The sequence below is a fragment of the Streptomyces sp. NPDC006193 genome (genome assembly GCF_040613915.1).
In the GTDB taxonomy this organism is placed as follows: Bacteria; Actinomycetota; Actinomycetes; order Streptomycetales; family Streptomycetaceae; genus Streptomyces.
In genome coordinates, this window is record NZ_JBEXTB010000018.1 from 82,391 (window position 1) to 97,772 (window position 15,382).

Sequence of the window (15,382 nt, forward strand, 5' to 3'; positions counted from 1 at the left end):
GAGCGCGTGGGCGCTTACCCGGACAGCGCTCCGGGCGCGGTCGGCGACGGGCCGCCCGGCGTGCCGCTGGGCGTTCCGCTCGACGTGCCGCTGACCGGGACGCGCCGGTCGTGTGAGGCGTCGTCGTGCGCACGGGGGCTGTCCCGCGCGGAGGATCCGGCCGATGCCGCCGAGGGGCGCGGGGTGACGGGGTCGCCGGACGGCCGCGTGGCCGGAAACCCGCCGGAGCGACTTCCGCTCACCGACGACACCGTACGGGTGCGGCCGACGGCCGGCGCCTCAGGCGGCCCAGGCCCCGCACACCGCGCCCGCGCCGGGCGGACGGCGGCCGGGAGGCCGTACGGCGCGCGGATGGCGGGCTGCTGCCCGCCGAGGACACCGGCGGGCAGCGGGTGCGGATGCTGGACATCGACGCGGCCGTGCACGCCGAGGCGTACAACGGCATCGCCAACTCGGTGCTCTGGTTCGTGCACCACATGCTGTACCAGACGCCGCTGGAACCGGTCTTCGACGCGGAGTTCCGGCGGCAGTGGGCGTCCTGCAAGGCGTACCACCGGGCCCTCGCCTCGCCGCCGAACTGCTGACCGGCATCCTGAGCGCCGACCGCGCGGAGCTGTGCGACGGGCGGCCCGCCGGACCTGAGCGGCGGCCGGGGACGGACGGAGTCCGGGGGCGGACGGGACGCCCGGCCCCCGGCAGGGCCGCGAGACCGCGCCGGGCCCCGACACGGCGGCGGCGCCGGAGCACGGGCGCAGGTTTCCTGTGGAGGCCGACACGACCACGGGGCTGAGGGCCGCGCCGAGGACGACCTTACGCCCGACGCCGTGCGGAGCACGTCGCAGCGCAGGCACCCGACCGCGGCGCGGGGCGCGGGCTCCACGCCGCAGCCGGCGACGGCCGCACGGCCGACCGGCGGAGTCGCAGCACGAGCCGCAGGGCCTGCCGGCGCAACCCCGCGCGCTGGTCGGGACGGTGACCCCGCCTCAGGCGCGGCCGTCCTCCTCCTGCCCCTCGACCACGACGAGGAACGCGTCCGAGTTCAGGTCCATCACCACGGTCGCCGGTTCGCCCTCGGCGCGCCGGGCGGCCGCGAACTCCTCCGCCGGCCACGATCCGCGCGGAGACCCTGCGGGGAAACGCTCCAACACCTTCGCACTCATGACGGCGGCCACCTCCTGCGACGCTGACCCGGACGGGATGTACAGGGTGTACCGATCCTGTTGCCCCGGATCGGTAGGGGCATGTCATGGATCGCGGTGCGCCGTCTCCCGGAGCCCCGCCCCCTCCCCCGGGCGCCGGCTCGGCCGGCCGGGCCACCAGGCCGGGCGGCCGATGTCGCGCACCAGCGCGGGCACCAGCAGGGACCGCACCACCAGCGTGTCGAGCAGGACGCCGAAGGCGACGATGAACGCGATCTGGGCGAGGAAGGCCAGGGGGATGACGCCGAGGGCGGCGAACGTGGCCGCCAGCACCACCCCGGCCGCGGTGATCACCCCGCCCGTCGACACCAGTCCCCGTACGACGCCCTCCCGCACTCCGTGGCGCAGGGACTCCTCGCGTACGCGGGACATCAGGAAGATGTTGTAGTCGACCCCGAGGGCCACCAGGAACACGAAGGCGTACAGCGGCACGGACGGATCGGTGCCGGTGAAGCCGAACACGTACCGGAAGACGAGGGCCGAGACGCCCAGTGTGGCGAAGAAGTTGAGCGCGACGGTGGCCACCAGGAGCACCGGCAGGAGCAGGGAGCGCAGCAGGCCGGCCAGGATCACGAGGATGACGGCCAGGACGACGGGGACGATCTGCGTCCGGTCGTGTTCGGCGGTGCGCAGGCTGTCGTACTGCTGGGCGGTGTAGCCGCCGACCAGGGCGTCCGCGCCGGGGACCGCCCGCACGGCGGTGCGCAGCCGGGCGATGCCGTCCTTCGCGTCGTCACTGTCCGCGGCGGAGCGGAGGGTGACGTCGATGCGGACCCGGCCGCCGGCCACCAGGGGCTGTCCGCCGGGGCGGCCGGAGGCCGTGACGCCGGAGGCCGAGGCGACGCCCTCCGTCGCGCGGGCGGCGGCCAGCACCTGCGGCAGCCGGTCCGCGTCGGCGACCACGACGGCGGGATTGCCGGAGCCGCCGGGGAAGTGCCGGTCGAGGGTGTCCTGGGCGGTGACGGACGGAGCGTCCTTGAGGAAGATCTCGGACAGCGGCACGCCCTTGGAGGTGAGGGCGGGCGCGAGGGCGGCGCAGGCCAGCAGTGCGACGAGGCTGCTCGCCCACACCGTGCGCGGCGACCGGTCGACGACGCCGGCGACGCGCCGCCACACTCCGCGGGCGGCGTCCGGGCCGTCGGCGGGCCGGGGCCGGGCGGGCCAGTAGGCGGCACGGCCCAGGAGGAGCAGCACGGACGGCAGGAAGGTGAGGGCGCTGAGCACGGCGCAACCGACGCCGATGGCGCCGACCGGGCCGAGCGCCCGGTTGTTGGTGAGGTCGCTGAGCAGCAGGGCGAGCAGGCCGAGGGCCACGGTGGCCGCGCTGGCGGTGACGGGGCCCCAGGACTGCCGCAGGGCCGCCGTCACGGCCGTGAACCGGTCGGCGTTGCGGGTGAGTTCCTCGCGGTAGCGGGCGCTGAGCAGCAGCGCGTAGTCGGTGGCCGCGCCGATCACCAGGATGGAGAGGATGCCCTGCACCTGTCCGTCGACGCGGACCGCTCCGCGGTCGGCGAGGGCGTAGACGACGGCGCAGGCCAGCCCGAGGGCGAAGACGGCTCCCAGGATGACCAGGAACGGGAGCAGCACGCTGCGGTAGACGAGCAGCAGGATGACCAGGACGGCGGCGAGCGCGACGCCGAGCAGCAGGCCGTCGATGCCGGCGAAGGCGTCGGCCAGGTCCGCCTCGACGGCGGCGGGTCCGGCCAGGTGCGCGGCGGTGCCCGGCACGCGGTCCACGGCGGCGCGGACCCGGTCGAGTGCCGCCGGGACCCGGTCCCCGAGGTCGGGCCGCAGCGGAACGACGCCCTGCAGCGCCTCGCCGTCCTCGGAGGGCAGGGCCGGCGAGGGGCGGCCGGCCACGTCCGGGTTCGCGGCGAGCGAGGCGAGGGCGGCCGTGGCGGCGGCCCTGCGCCCGCGCACGGATCCGTCCCCGTCGGCGGTCCACACCACGATCACGGGCAGCGTCTCCTGCTGCCGGAAGGCACGCTGCTCGGCGAGGACCCGGGTGGACTCGGCGCTGCGCGGGAGGAAGGCTGCCTGGTCGTTGGTGGAGACCTCGTCCAGCCGCCCGGCGAACGGGCCCAGGAAGGCGCCGACGGCGAGCCAGACCGCGAGCAGCGCGAAGGGGACGAGCAGGCGGGCGGTGCGCAAGGGGCGGGCGGGCATGTCCCTCCAGGCGGCGATGCGATGTCCGACATCCCGGTCGGGAAGCCGTCTCGATGATCGGTTGCCTCGTCGCCGCGATCGTGACGCGACACCCGCTGCTTCCCGTACGGCGGGGCCGGCGGATGCGGAAGGGTTCCTCGGTGAGCGCGGCCGGGAACACCGCCCCCGTCGTCAGGCCGGCCGGGGCGGGCCGTCACCGGAAGCCCCGGCCGGCTCCCCGGGCGACAGGGAGCGGAACCGCGTCACCGGACACCCGCCGCCGCCCCGGCACGGGCGCACGGCAGTCCGGCACGGGCGGACCGCGCGAGCCCGGCAGGGGCGGACGGGAGTCCTGGCACGGGGGCACAGCAATCCCGGCGCGGATGGACCACGGGCCCCGGCACGGGCGGACGGCAGCCCCGGCACGGATGGACCACGGGCCCCTGGCACGGGCGGACGGCAGCCCCGCACAAGCGGACGGCGGCCCTGGCACGAGTGGACCGCGAGCCCTGGCACCGGTGAACGGCAGCCCGGCACCGGCGGACCGCGGGCCCCGTGCCGGTGGGGCGATGGCGTCGGTGCGCCCGCGCACCCGGTGGCCGTCGCCGGCGCGTCCGGCCGGTCGGGGCGGGCGGTCACGCCGCCGTAGGCCAGCACGTGCTCGCGGGCGGTCCGGGGTCATCGGCCGCTGGAGTGCGGGGTGGCCGACGACCCCGGCGGCCACCCCGCACGGCGAGGGACCGCGGGCCCGAAGCGCGCCCCCGCCACCGCCCGGCGCGCCGCCGCCGGTCGTCCCCGGCACCCCGCGTTCAGCCGAAGGGAGGACGCGCATCCGCAGACCGGGCCGAGCGGGAACCCATGGTGGGGGAGACACCGACGCGGAAGGCCTGGAAGCGATGGACCACGACGTCTCGGCGGGCGGGCTGCGCTGCCTGGTGACGGGAGCCACGGGCTACATCGGCGGCCGGCTCGTGCCCGAACTGCTCGCCGCCGGGCACCGGGTGCGCTGCCTGGCCCGCTCCCCCGGCAAGCTGCGCGACCACCCGTGGGCGGGTGAGGCGGAGGTGGTGCGGGGCGATGTCACGGACGCCGGTTCGGTCGCCGAGGCGATGCGGGACGTCGACGTGGCGTACTACCTGGTGCACGCGCTCGGCAGCGGCGGGGACTTCGAGGAGACCGACCGGCGTGCCGCCCGCGTCTTCGGGGAGCGGGCGAAGGCGGCCGGCGTGCGGCGCATCGTCTACCTCGGCGGTCTCGCACCGGCCGGGGTGCCCGAGGACCGGCTCTCCCCGCACCTGCGGTCCCGGGCCGAGGTGGGCCGCATCCTGCTGGCCTCGGGCGTGCCGACCGCCGTGCTGCGCGCCGCCGTCGTCATCGGCTCCGGGTCGGCCTCCTTCGAGATGCTGCGGTACCTCACCGAACGGCTGCCGGTCATGATCACCCCCAGCTGGGTGCGCACCCGGCTGCAGCCCATCGCGGTGCGGGACGTGCTGCGTCTGCTGGTCGGCAGCGCGCGCCTGCCCGAGGACGTGAACCGGGCCTTCGACATCGGCGGTCCGGACGTCCTCACCTACCGGGACATGATGATCCGGTACGCGCGCGTCGCGGGGCTGCCCCGGCGGCTCATCCTGCCCGTGCCGGTCCTCACCCCCCGCCTGTCCAGCCACTGGGTGGGGCTGGTGACGCCCGTCCCCGCGTCCATCGCCCGGCCGCTGACCGAGTCGCTGCGCCACGAGGTGGTCTGCCGCGAGCACGACATCACCCGGTACCTTCCTGACCCGCCGGGGCATCCCCTCGGCTTCGACGAGGCCGTACGGCTGGCCCTGCGCCAGGTGCGCGAGGCGCGGGTGAGCACGCGCTGGTCGTCCGCGGCGGTGCCCGGGGCGCCCAGCGACCCGCTCCCCACCGACCCGGGCTGGGCCGGCGGCAGCCTGTACACCGACCGGCGGGAGGCGGCGGTGGCCGCCCCGGCGCACGAGCTGTGGCGGGTGATCGAGGGCGTGGGCGGGGAGAACGGCTGGTACTCCTTCCCGCTCGCCTGGAGCCTGCGCGGCCTGCTGGACCGGCTGGCCGGCGGGGTCGGACTGCGCCGGGGCCGGCGGGACGCCGAGCGGCTGCGGACCGGCGACTCCCTGGACTTCTGGCGGGTGGAGGAGATCGAGCCCGGTCGTCTGCTGCGGCTGCGGGCGGAGATGCGGCTGCCCGGCCTGGCCTGGCTGGAGATGTGCGCGGAAGCGGACGGCGACGACCGCAGCCGGTACCGCCAGCGGGCCCTGTTCCATCCCCACGGGCTGCTCGGCCACGCCTACTGGTGGGGCGTCTCCCCCTTCCACGCCGTGGTCTTCGGCGGCATGGCCCGCAACATCGCGCGGACGGCCGCCCGGCGGGCCTCCGCGTCCGCCCGCTGACCCGCATCCGCCGGGCCCGCCGCGCCCGAACCGCCCAGCGTCCGCCTTCCTCGTCCCGGAGCCGCGCCATGTACGTCTCGGTCGTCCTGTTCACCGCCGATCTGCGCCTGCACGACCACCCGCCGCTGCGGGCCGCCCTGGACGGCGCCCGCCAGATCGTCCCGCTGTTCGTCCGCGACCGGCGGGTGGACGCGGCCGGCTTCACCGTCCCCAACCGGCTGGCGTTCCTCGCCGACTGCCTGCGGGACCTAGACGCCGGGCTGCGCGCGCGGGGCGGCCGCCTGGTGGTGCGCTCCGGCGACGTCGTCGAGGAGGTGTGCCGGGTGGCCGCGGAGGCGGACGCCGACGAGGTGCACCTGGCGGCCGACGTCAGCGCCTACGCCCATCAGCGGGAGCGGCGGCTGCGGCGGGCCCTGGAGGCCGAGGGCCGCCGGCTGCACGTCCATGACACGGTGACCACCGCGGTGGCGCCGGGCGCGGTGACCCCGGCCTCCGCGGACCACTTCGCCGTCTTCACGCCGTACTTCCGGCAGTGGTCGGGGCAGCGTCTGCGGGACGTCCTGGACGCGCCCGGCGCGGTCGGCGTCCCCGAGGGCATCGGCTCCGAGGAACTGCCGGCCAGAGCGGCGGTGGCAGGGCTCTCGCCGGGCCTGGCCGAGGGGGGTGAGACGGAGGGCCGCAGGCGGCTCGACGCGTGGCTCCGCAGCGGGGTCGCGGCCTACGAGGACCGGCACGACGACCTGGCCGGCGACGCGACCTCCCGCCTCTCGCCGTACCTGCACTTCGGCACGCTGTCCCCCGTCGAAGTGGTCCGTCTGGCGCGCCGGGCGGGCGGACCGGGAGGGGAGGCGTTCGCACGGCAGATCGCCTGGCGGGACTTCCACCGCCAGGTCCTGGCGGCGCGGCCGGCCGCGGCCCGTGCCGACTACCGCACCAAGCAGGACCGCTGGCGGTCCGAGCGGACGGCCGGGGACGACATCCAGGCCTGGCGGGAGGGCCGTACCGGCTACCCGGTGGTCGACGCGGCGATGCGGCAGCTGCGGCACGAGGGGTGGATGCACAACCGCGCCCGCCTGCTCGCGGCTAGCTTCCTCGCCAAGACGCTGTACGTCGACTGGCGCATCGGGGCCCGGCACTTCCTGGACCTGCTGGTCGACGGGGACCTGGCCAACAACCAGATGAACTGGCAGTGGATCGCCGGCACCGGCACGGACACCCGCCCGAACCGCGTCCTCAACCCTGTCACCCAGGGCCGACGGCACGATCCGGACGGCGTGTACGTCCGGCGCTGGGTGCCCGAGCTGAGGGAGGTCGCGGGCGCGGCGGTGCACGAGCCGTGGCGGCTGCCGGACGCCGACCGGGCGCGCATCAGCGGCTACCCCGACCCGATCGTGGACCTCGCCGACGGGCTGGCCCGCTTCCGGCAGGCCCGGGAACGCGGCTGATCCGGCCGCCTGCCCAGTACGGGTACGGGTGGGGCCCCTCGGGCGGGCCCCGAGGGGGCGGAGGCTCCGCAAGTCCGCTGCCGTCCGCGCCGGCCGCCCGACACCGGGGCGGATCCCACGACAGGCCTCCCGCGGCCCGACGCGACCGGCGTCAGGCCGGCCGGTCGGCCGGGGCCGGTCCGTCGGGGGTCGCCGGGGGCCGGGGTGCAGATTGGCTGGTGGGGCGGGCGCGCAGCAGCGTGGCCGGCGGTACGGCTAGGAAGGCGGTCACCACCGCGGGCCCGGCCTCCGCGCACCCGGTGCGGCCGGCATCAGGCCGCGCACCCGGCCGCGGCGGTCGCTTCGGCGCGGCCGGCGGGGGACTTCAGCCCCGCGTGCCCCCGCACGACCGGCCCCCGGCGACTCCCTGGGCGTCGGCGACCGCCAGGGCTCCCTGCGAGGTCCCTAACCGGGCGTGACCGCCAGGGCTCCCTGCGAGTCTCCCGTGACCGGCGTCAGGCCGGCCGGTCGGCCGGGGCCGGTCCGTCGGGCGCCCGCAACGGGGCGGGGCGCCGGGTGGGCCGGCGGCGAGCGGCGGGCGGTGCGGTTCCGCAGGCGGCCGTCAGGGGGTCGAGGGCCTCGGACAGGGCGGTCGGGCGGAGCATGCCGCGGGCGGGCCGTCCCGCCCAGCCGGGGCCGCCGAGCAGCATCAGCGGCCGGGCCCGGGCGCCCCTGACACCCCACTGCATCGCGGCGACGTGCTCGGCCAGCGGCGGACTCGCGGTGGAGCGCGCCTGGGCCCACAGCACCACGGCGGCCGGGCCGAGACGCCGTACCGCCGCCACGAGCGCCTCCGCCGGGACCGCGGCGCCGAACATCCGGGTCGGGACGCCGAGACTGCTCAGCGCGGCGTTGAGCGCCTCCAGCGGAAGGGTGTGCTGCTCGCCGGGGACGCAGGCCAGCAGTACGGGGCCCGCCTCGGCGGGTCCGGCCGGCGTCGTCAGGGGGCGCGTGTGACGGCGCAGGACGGTGGACACGTGCCAGGACAGCAGGTGCTCGACCTCGACGTACCGGTCCCCGGACGAGGCCCATCTGCGGCCCACGGCGTGCAGCGTCGGCACCATCACGTCCTGCCAGGCGGCGATGACGCCGTACCGGGCCACGGCCGTCTCCAGCCGCTCCTCGACGGCCGCGGCGTCGAGCCGGACGGCGGCCCGGGCCAGGCCCCGTCCCTGCTGCCGGAGGTCGCCCGCGGCCGGTGCGGCGACGGCGGGCGGCGCGGCGGCGGGCGGCGCGGCGGCGGGCGGCGCGGCGGCGGCCGGGTCGGCCGGGCGCGGGATCGCCGGGGGGTGCGTCCGCTCCTTCGCCGTCCGGGCCGCCTCGGCGGGCGGCACCCCCGCGGCGGTCAGCCGGCACATCGTCTCCAGCACCGTCACGTCCTGGGGCGTCCAGCGCCGGTGCCGGCCGTCGGTGCGGGCGGCGGGGCCTATGCCGTAGCGGCGGTCCCAGGAGCGCAGTGTGGTGGGCGGGACGCCGAGCCGGCGGGCCAGCGCACCGGTCGTCATCCTCGGCTCGGGGGCGGCTTCCGCGGTGTCGCTCGCGTCCATGCTCCGACCATACGACGCAGAATCGATGCACGTTGTCCTCCCTGTGCACCGGCTCACACGATGGAGTCGCCGGGGCGCCCCGACCACCCCGATGCGCCGCACGCCGAGGCGAAGGAGCCGTCGTCATGAGCCCGCACCCGACCGCCGTCGCGCCCGGCCCCGCGGCCAAGGGCGGGCGGCCCGCCGCCGCACCGCCGTCCCCGGCCGCCGGGGAGCCGCTCACGGACGAGGAACTGGTGCGGGGGCTGGTGGCCGGCGACGACGCCTGTCTCGCCGCGGTCCACCGGCGCTGGTCGCGGATGGTGCACGCGCTGGCGTGGCGCACGCTGGGCGACGCCGCGGAGGCCGACGACGTCACCCAGCAGGTGTTCCTCGGGGTGTGGCGGGGGCGCTGCGGCTACCGGCCCGAGCGCGGGACGGTGGCCGGGTGGATCGTCGGCATCACCCGCCGCAAGATCGCCGACGCCCTCTCCGCGCGGACGCGCCGCGGGGAGCTGCTCGCGGCCGCGGGCGCGGCGCTGCCGCCGGACGACAGCGCCGCCGGGCGGCCCGAGGCCGTCCTGGACCGGGTCCTCGTGCGCCGCGAGCTGGCCCGGCTCTCCGCGCCCCAGCAGCGTGTGCTGTGCCTGGCGTTCTACGAGGACCTCACCCAGACCCAGATCGCGGAGCGCACCGGGTGGCCGCTGGGCACGGTCAAGAGCCACGCGCGCCGGGGCCTGCACCAGTTGCGGAGCAACCTGCAGGGCAGGCCCGGGACCGGCGCGGAGGCGATCCGGACCGGGTGAGGGGCGCGGGCGGGCGGCGGCGTCCCCGGCCCCGGACCGCGAGGGAAGGCCGCGTCGGCGCGCGCCGCTCGCGCCCGGCGCGCCTGCGAGCGGATGCCCGGCATCCGGTTGATCTCCGCCTCGTCGGTCGTGGGCGGCGGCCCCGGACCCGGCATGATCGTCACCGGTCCGCCTCGCTGTCCTGCGACGGCGCCGTGCACGGCGGCCGGGTTCGTTGACACCGCCGGGGGCCCGCCCTAGCGTGACGGGGTTAGTAAAGTTTCCTAACTTTACGAGGCTGGAGACCGCCGTGTTCCCTCGCCGCGTCCGCCGGCTCACCGTCGCCGCCGCCCTCGTGGCCCTGGCCGGTTCCCTCACCGCCGGCGCCTGGGTGGCCCCCGGCGACACCGCCGAGCCCCTCCGGGCCACCCCGGTCACGCACGTCTCCTCGGCCGCCGGCGCCGGCACCCCGCTCGCCGGGTACGCCGTCCGGTCCACCGCGGAGGTGAGCGACCCGCCCGCCGCCGTGTCCTCCCCCGGCTACCCGGCGACGGGCTGGTACCCGACGGGCCCGCGCTCCACCGTGCTCGCCGCGCTGCTGGCGAACGGCGTGTACCCGGACCCGTTCCACTCCACCGCCCAGCAGCGGATCCCGCGGGCCCGCTTCGAGGTGCCCTGGTGGTTCCGCTCCGACTTCACCGTCGGCGACACGCGGCAGCGCACCCGCCTCGACTTCAGCGGCGTCGTCTCGGCGGCGGACGTCTACGTGAACGGCCGCCGGGTGGCCGAGGCCGCGCAGGTGACCGGCGCCTACACCCGTCACGAAATGGACGTCACCCCGCTGGTCAGGCCCGGCGTCAACACGGTCGCCTTCCGGGTCCGGCCCAACGACCCGGACAAGCACCTCACCATGGGCTGGCTCGACTGGCTCCAGCCGCCGCCCGACCGGAACATGGGCCTGGTCCGGGACGTCGTGGTCCGCAGGGGCGGCCCGGTCGCCCTGCGCGACGCGCACGTCGTCACCGAGCTGGCCGTGCCGTCGCTCGCCACGGCCGACCTGACGGTCAAGGCCCGGGTCCGCAACGACTCCGGGGCGCCCGTCACCGCGACGATCTCCGGCACCGCCGGCGGCACGCACCTCGCGCGGACCGTGCCGCTCGCCGCCCACGAGAGCAGAACCGTCGCCTTCACCCCCGCCGACACCCCCGGCCTGCACCTCACCGCGCCGAAGGTGTGGTGGCCGGCCGGCATGGGCGGACAACCGCTGTACGACCTGGAGTTGACCGCCTCCGTCGCCGGTGCGGTGTCGGACACCGCACACGAGACCTTCGGCATCCGGGACGTCCGCGCGCCGCTGAACGCGGACGGCGCCCGGCAGTACCGCGTCAACGGCCGCCGACTGCTGGTCAAGGGCGGCGGCTGGTCCCCCGACGAGTTCCTGCGCTGGGACCGCGCCTATGTCGAGGACCGCCTGAGGTACGCCCTCGACCTGGGTCTGAACACGCTGCGCCTGGAGGGTCACCTGGAGCCGGACGAGTTCTTCGACCTGGCCGACCGCCACGGCCTGCTCACCCTGCCGGGCTGGGAGTGCTGCGACAAGTGGGAGGGCGACGTCAACACCGACGGTTCCGGGGAGCCGTGGACCGCCGCCGACCACGCGGTGGCGAAGGCCTCCATGGCCGCCGAGGCCGCCCGGCTGCGCAACCACCCCAGCGTGCTGTCCTTCCTGATCGGCAGCGACGTCGCCCCCGACGCGGCGATCGAGGAGACCTACCTGGACGCGCTGCGGGCCGCCGACTGGCAGGCCCCCGTGGTGCCCGCCGCCTCCGACGACTCCTCGCCCCGACTGGGCCGTTCGGGCATGAGGATGACCGGCCCGTACGACTGGGTGCCGCCCGGTTACTGGTACGCCAAGCGCGAGGGCGGCGCCACCGGTTTCAACTCCGAGACCAGCGCGGGCCCGAGCATCCCCACCCTCGACACGCTGCGCCGGATGCTGACGCCCGCCGAACTCGACACCCTCTGGCGGGATCCGGACGCCCGGCAGTACCACCGCTCGCCGTCCCCCGTCTTCGGCACGCTCGCGATCTACGACAACGCCCTCGCCGGCCGCTACGGCGCCCCGACCGGCCTCACGGACTACGTGCGCAAGGCCCAGCTGGCCCAGTACGAGAACGTCCGCGCCCAGTTCGAGGCGTACGGGCGCAACGCCACCGACTCCGCCGAGCCCGCCACCGGGGTGGTGTACTGGCTGTTCAACAGCGGCTGGACCTCCCTGCACTGGCAGCTGACGGACCGCTACCTCGACCAGAACGGCGCGTACTTCGGCGCGAAGAAGGCCAACGAGCCCCTGCACGTGCAGTACTCCTACGACGACCGCTCGGTCGTGGTGGTGAACGGCCGGCACGCCCGGAAGCACGGCCTCACCGCCCGTGCCACCCTCTTCGACCCCGACGGCACACAGAGGTACGACCGGACCGTCGCCGGGATGACCGTCGGCGGCGACGGCGCGCGCCGCACGGCCCTCACCCTGCCGGCGTCGGTGCCCGGCCCGGCCCGGACGCACCTGCTGCGGCTGGTGCTGACCGACGCCGCCGGCAAGGAGGTGAGCCGGAACGTGTACTGGCTCTCCACCCGGCCGGACACCCTCGACTGGGACGGCACCGACTGGTACCACACGCCGACGACGGGCTACGCCGACCTCAAGGGCCTCGCCGGGATGACCCGGGTCCCGGTGTCGGTCGCCGCGGCCACCGCGTCGGCGGACGGCACGTCGACCACCACGGTGACCCTGCGCAACACCGGGACCGGCAGGACCCCGGCCCTGTTCACGGACGTCCGTCTCGTGGACGCGCACGACCGGCCGGTGCTACCGGTGCGCTGGTCGGACAACGAGGTGAGCCTGTGGCCCGGTGAGTCGGTGACGCTGACGGCTACCTACCGGAGCGGTGACCTGCACGGATCGGCGCCGCACGTGCGGGTGTCCGGCTGGAACACGCCCGCCCGCACCGCGCCGGCCGGCTGAGCGGGCGCGGGCGGCGGCTCGCTCCGGTTCCCGGCGCGGAGTGGCCGCGCCCGCAGCGGGCACACGGCACACCAGCGGTGTCCGTCGATCAAGGACGTGAGGGAGGGACGGCCATGGAGGTCTCCGGCGTCGTCAGCGCCGTCGTCATCGGCTTGCTCATCGGCGTGCTGGGCCGGCTGCTGGTGCCCGGGCGGCAGCACATCGGCGTTCTGTGGACGCTCGTCGCGGGCATCGCGGCCGCGCTGCTCGGCTCCGCGCTCGCCGCCCTCCTCGGCGTCGCCGCCACCGACGGCCCCGACTGGACCGAGTGGTTCGTGCAGATCGCCCTGGCGGCGGGGGCCGTGGCCGCGCTGAACCGCGCGCTCGCCCCGCGCTGATCCCCGCCCCGGGCGTGTCCCGCCCGGGGCACGCGGCCGCTGCTCCCGCAACGCGCCCGCCAATCAGCCCAGTTCGAGTGTGGTGACGCCGAACACGCGCTCCCGGGCGTGCTCGCGCACCGGGCCGGTGTACATGCGGGCGGTCTCGAACGAGGGGCGCAGTCCCGCCTCCTCGGCGAGGGCGACGCCGGCCGCGTTGGGCTCGGGGACGTCGAGGGCGACCTCGCGGCCGGCGACGTCCGCGGTGAGGGCGGCGAACAGGGCACGGGCGTCGTCGGCGCCGTCCGCGAAGAGGGGGCCGATGCGCAGGGTGTCGTGGCCGGGGCGGATCACGCCGTAACCCGTCAGCCGCCCGCCGACCTCGCGGACGACGGCGCGGTGGCCGGGCGCGGTGAGCCACGCGGCGAGGAAGCGCGGGCGGTCCGCGGGAAAGCAGGCGCTGTCGTAGGCGGTGAGCGCGGCCAGGTCGGCGGGCCCGGCCGGGCGGACGCCGGCCGGTGCCTCGGCCGCGGGGGCGGCGCCGGTGAACCGGACCGTGCGGTGCGCGAGCCGGAAGCCGGACCGGCGGTAGTTGTCCTGCTGGGCGACGACCCCGTCGAGGCCGACGGTCCGGTCCCCGGCGTGCGCCAGGGCGGCCTTCCAGGTGGTGAGACCGTGTCCGCGGCCGCGCAGGTCGGGGCGGACGAGGTAGCAGCCGAGGAAGGCGTACGACCGGCCGTAGGTGACGACCGACACGGCCGACGCGGGCTGCCCGTCGATCCGGCCGAGGAAGAACCCGTCGGGGTCCTGGGCGAAGAACGCGGGCCCGTCGGACAGCCCGGGGTTCCAGCCCTCCGCCGCCGCCCACCCGCTGATCACCGGCCAGTCGGCGAGGGTGGCCTGCGTGACGACGAGGTCCTCGGGGGGCGCGGCGGTCATGGGTGTGCTCCGTTTCGGTCGGCCGGTCTGCCGCGCAGCATCCTGACGGATCGACGGGGGGCGGCGCCACAGGAAGATCGGCCGCCGCGCGGGCAGGGTGCCACGGCCGGCACGGAGGCTGGGCCGGGCCGTCGGAGCGCCGGGGGCCGCAGGAGGCGGGACTCCCCGAACTCCTCGAGACGGAACCTGTGTTCGGCGGGCCGCCGTGGCCCGGGCGAGCGACTCGTCCGGTGAGGCGCGCACCCGGCGCCCGCGTCGCTGCTTGCCCGGGGCGGCCGCTCACTGAGACCACTGGTGCGCGGAGGCCGGCGAGCCGGTGCGTGCGGCCGCCGCCAGCCGGAAGCAGCTGGCCGCCGGTGCGACGCGGCCGCCGCATCGTGTCCCTGGCACCTGGCGGCCGCGTTCTTCGGCCTGCTCGGTGGCGGTCCGCCGGACGCCGGGCGGGACGGGTCCGGCGGCGCCCGGCCGGCCGTCCCGCCGGGCGCCGCGGACCACGGCAGGGCCGCCCGGCCGGACCGTCCGCGGCTGTGCGGCCGGGCGCACCGGGTGTTCCGGGCGCCGCTCCCCCGCGTCCGCCCGGAGGAGCACGGCGCGCCGACCGGCTGACCCGCTCAGCGCCCGGTGCGGCCGCGCGGGTCAGCGGGTGGGGCGGAAGCGGCGGTACAGGACCGCGCCCGTGACGATGAGCGCGGCGCTCCCGGCGACGGCGGGGGCCGTCAGGTCCGCTCCGGTGCGGGCGAGGGTGGCGGACGCCGGGTCCGGGGTGCTCGGCGCCTTCGGGCCGGCCGGGGCCGGGGCCGGGGGCTCCGGAGCGGGCTCCGGGTCCGGGGTGTGCGGGGGGCGGCGCGGCTGGTCGCCGGGGCCGTTGACCGACTCGTTGCCCACGGCCGGATTGCCCACGCCCACCACGTCGACACTGTTCCCGGAGACGTTCACCGGAAGATCGACGGGGAGCTGGACACCGTTGCCCGAGAGCACGCCGGGCGAACCCTCGGCGACACCTTCGGCGGACGCCCCGCCGGACCCGGCGGAGCCGCCGTCCTTCCCGGTCCCGCCGTCCTTCCCGGTCCCTCCGCTCTCGGCGGACTCGCTGTCCTTCCCGGCCCCGCCGTCGCCGTCCGTGCCGTTCGCGCAGGTGTTGCCGGCGGCCGGGTTGAGCAGCCCCACGACGTTCACCGTGTTGCCGCACACGTTCACCGGGACGTGCACCGGGAGCTGGATGTCGTTGCCGGAGATCACCCCGGGCGAGCCGACCGCTGAGCCCTGCGCGGCGGCCCCGCCGGCCGCGAAGGCGGCGGACGCCGGCAGCGCCACGGCCATCGCGCCGGATGCCGCGGCGACGGCGATCACACCGTTCCGGGTGGCCCGTTTCATAGGTTCCCTGCCTTCCAGACGTCGTCGCGGGCGCTTGCCCGCTCCTCTGCAAACGCGGCCGGACCGCCCGGGTTATGGCTTGTCGGCGTTTCACCCCATCGAGTGGCATCGCGGTCGGACCGCGGGCGGAGCCCGGCGAGG

General features: G+C 76.9%; 10 protein-coding genes and 1 pseudogene. 6 read left to right on the forward strand and 5 right to left on the reverse strand.

Features of this window, described 5'->3' with window-relative positions:
• Positions 1 to 320 precede the first annotated feature (320 nt).
• Positions 321 to 560: pseudogene (locus tag ABZ261_RS18295) on the forward strand (trehalose-6-phosphate synthase); the annotation flags it as partial.
• A gap of 423 nt (positions 561 to 983) precedes the next feature.
• On the opposite strand, the gene ABZ261_RS18300 reads toward ABZ261_RS18295, so the two are convergent.
• Both ABZ261_RS18300 and ABZ261_RS18305 read right to left on the reverse strand, forming a co-directional pair.
• The gene (locus ABZ261_RS18300; RefSeq protein WP_356860290.1) at positions 984 to 1,160 is read right to left on the reverse strand and encodes a hypothetical protein; all 177 of its coding nucleotides are present in this window, start codon (positions 1,158 to 1,160) and stop codon (positions 984 to 986) included.
• 84 nt (positions 1,161 to 1,244) lie between these two features.
• Positions 1,245 to 3,365: an MMPL family transporter gene (locus ABZ261_RS18305; protein ID WP_356860292.1), complete on the reverse strand. Its 2,121-nt coding sequence runs from the start codon at positions 3,363 to 3,365 to the stop codon at positions 1,245 to 1,247.
• 875 nt (positions 3,366 to 4,240) lie between these two features.
• Here ABZ261_RS18305 and ABZ261_RS18310 point away from each other — a divergent pair.
• Together ABZ261_RS18310 and ABZ261_RS18315 are read left to right on the forward strand one after the other, a co-directional pair.
• Positions 4,241 to 5,752: an SDR family oxidoreductase gene (locus ABZ261_RS18310; RefSeq protein ID WP_356860294.1), complete on the forward strand. Its 1,512-nt coding sequence runs from the start codon at positions 4,241 to 4,243 to the stop codon at positions 5,750 to 5,752.
• A 68-nt stretch (positions 5,753 to 5,820) separates the two neighbouring features.
• Positions 5,821 to 7,197, forward strand: coding sequence for a deoxyribodipyrimidine photo-lyase (locus ABZ261_RS18315; protein WP_356860296.1), 1,377 nt, complete (start codon positions 5,821 to 5,823; stop codon positions 7,195 to 7,197).
• A gap of 494 nt (positions 7,198 to 7,691) precedes the next feature.
• Here the strand turns inward: ABZ261_RS18315 and ABZ261_RS18320 are convergent, their stop codons facing one another.
• Positions 7,692 to 8,783, reverse strand: coding sequence for a MerR family transcriptional regulator (locus tag ABZ261_RS18320; RefSeq protein ID WP_356860298.1), 1,092 nt, complete (start codon positions 8,781 to 8,783; stop codon positions 7,692 to 7,694).
• A gap of 125 nt (positions 8,784 to 8,908) precedes the next feature.
• Here ABZ261_RS18320 and ABZ261_RS18325 point away from each other — a divergent pair, with 125 nt between their 5' ends.
• From ABZ261_RS18325 to ABZ261_RS18335, 3 genes are all read left to right on the forward strand, one after another.
• Complete coding sequence (locus ABZ261_RS18325; protein ID WP_356860300.1) at positions 8,909 to 9,568, forward strand: sigma-70 family RNA polymerase sigma factor; 660 nt, start codon at positions 8,909 to 8,911, stop codon at positions 9,566 to 9,568.
• 289 nt (positions 9,569 to 9,857) lie between these two features.
• Positions 9,858 to 12,572: a sugar-binding domain-containing protein gene (locus ABZ261_RS18330; RefSeq protein WP_356860302.1), complete on the forward strand. Its 2,715-nt coding sequence runs from the start codon at positions 9,858 to 9,860 to the stop codon at positions 12,570 to 12,572.
• A 113-nt stretch (positions 12,573 to 12,685) separates the two neighbouring features.
• The gene (locus tag ABZ261_RS18335) at positions 12,686 to 12,949 is read left to right on the forward strand and encodes a GlsB/YeaQ/YmgE family stress response membrane protein (RefSeq protein ID WP_356860304.1); all 264 of its coding nucleotides are present in this window, start codon (positions 12,686 to 12,688) and stop codon (positions 12,947 to 12,949) included.
• A 63-nt stretch (positions 12,950 to 13,012) separates the two neighbouring features.
• Here the strand turns inward: ABZ261_RS18335 and ABZ261_RS18340 are convergent, their stop codons facing one another.
• Both ABZ261_RS18340 and ABZ261_RS18345 read right to left on the reverse strand, forming a co-directional pair.
• Positions 13,013 to 13,867 carry a GNAT family N-acetyltransferase gene (locus ABZ261_RS18340; protein WP_356860306.1) on the reverse strand — a complete coding sequence of 285 codons (855 nt, stop codon included), beginning with the start codon at positions 13,865 to 13,867 and terminating at the stop codon, positions 13,013 to 13,015.
• A 636-nt stretch (positions 13,868 to 14,503) separates the two neighbouring features.
• The gene (locus ABZ261_RS18345) at positions 14,504 to 15,241 is read right to left on the reverse strand and encodes a chaplin (protein WP_356860308.1); all 738 of its coding nucleotides are present in this window, start codon (positions 15,239 to 15,241) and stop codon (positions 14,504 to 14,506) included.
• Between the last annotated feature and the right edge of the window lie 141 nt (positions 15,242 to 15,382).

What these genes read in the sequence shown, in the direction of transcription:
- ABZ261_RS18300 (WP_356860290.1), bottom strand. Translation starts at nt 1,160, where the DNA reads ATGAGTGCGAAGGTGTTGGAGCGTTTCCCCGCAGGGTCTCCGCGCGGA.
- ABZ261_RS18305 (WP_356860292.1), bottom strand. Translation starts at nt 3,365, where the DNA reads ATGCCCGCCCGCCCCTTGCGCACCGCCCGCCTGCTCGTCCCCTTCGCG.
- ABZ261_RS18310 (WP_356860294.1), top strand. Translation starts at nt 4,241, where the DNA reads ATGGACCACGACGTCTCGGCGGGCGGGCTGCGCTGCCTGGTGACGGGA.
- ABZ261_RS18315 (WP_356860296.1), top strand. Translation starts at nt 5,821, where the DNA reads ATGTACGTCTCGGTCGTCCTGTTCACCGCCGATCTGCGCCTGCACGAC.
- ABZ261_RS18320 (WP_356860298.1), bottom strand. Translation starts at nt 8,783, where the DNA reads ATGGACGCGAGCGACACCGCGGAAGCCGCCCCCGAGCCGAGGATGACG.
- ABZ261_RS18325 (WP_356860300.1), top strand. Translation starts at nt 8,909, where the DNA reads ATGAGCCCGCACCCGACCGCCGTCGCGCCCGGCCCCGCGGCCAAGGGC.
- ABZ261_RS18335 (WP_356860304.1), top strand. Translation starts at nt 12,686, where the DNA reads ATGGAGGTCTCCGGCGTCGTCAGCGCCGTCGTCATCGGCTTGCTCATC.
- ABZ261_RS18340 (WP_356860306.1), bottom strand. Translation starts at nt 13,867, where the DNA reads ATGACCGCCGCGCCCCCCGAGGACCTCGTCGTCACGCAGGCCACCCTC.
- ABZ261_RS18345 (WP_356860308.1), bottom strand. Translation starts at nt 15,241, where the DNA reads ATGAAACGGGCCACCCGGAACGGTGTGATCGCCGTCGCCGCGGCATCC.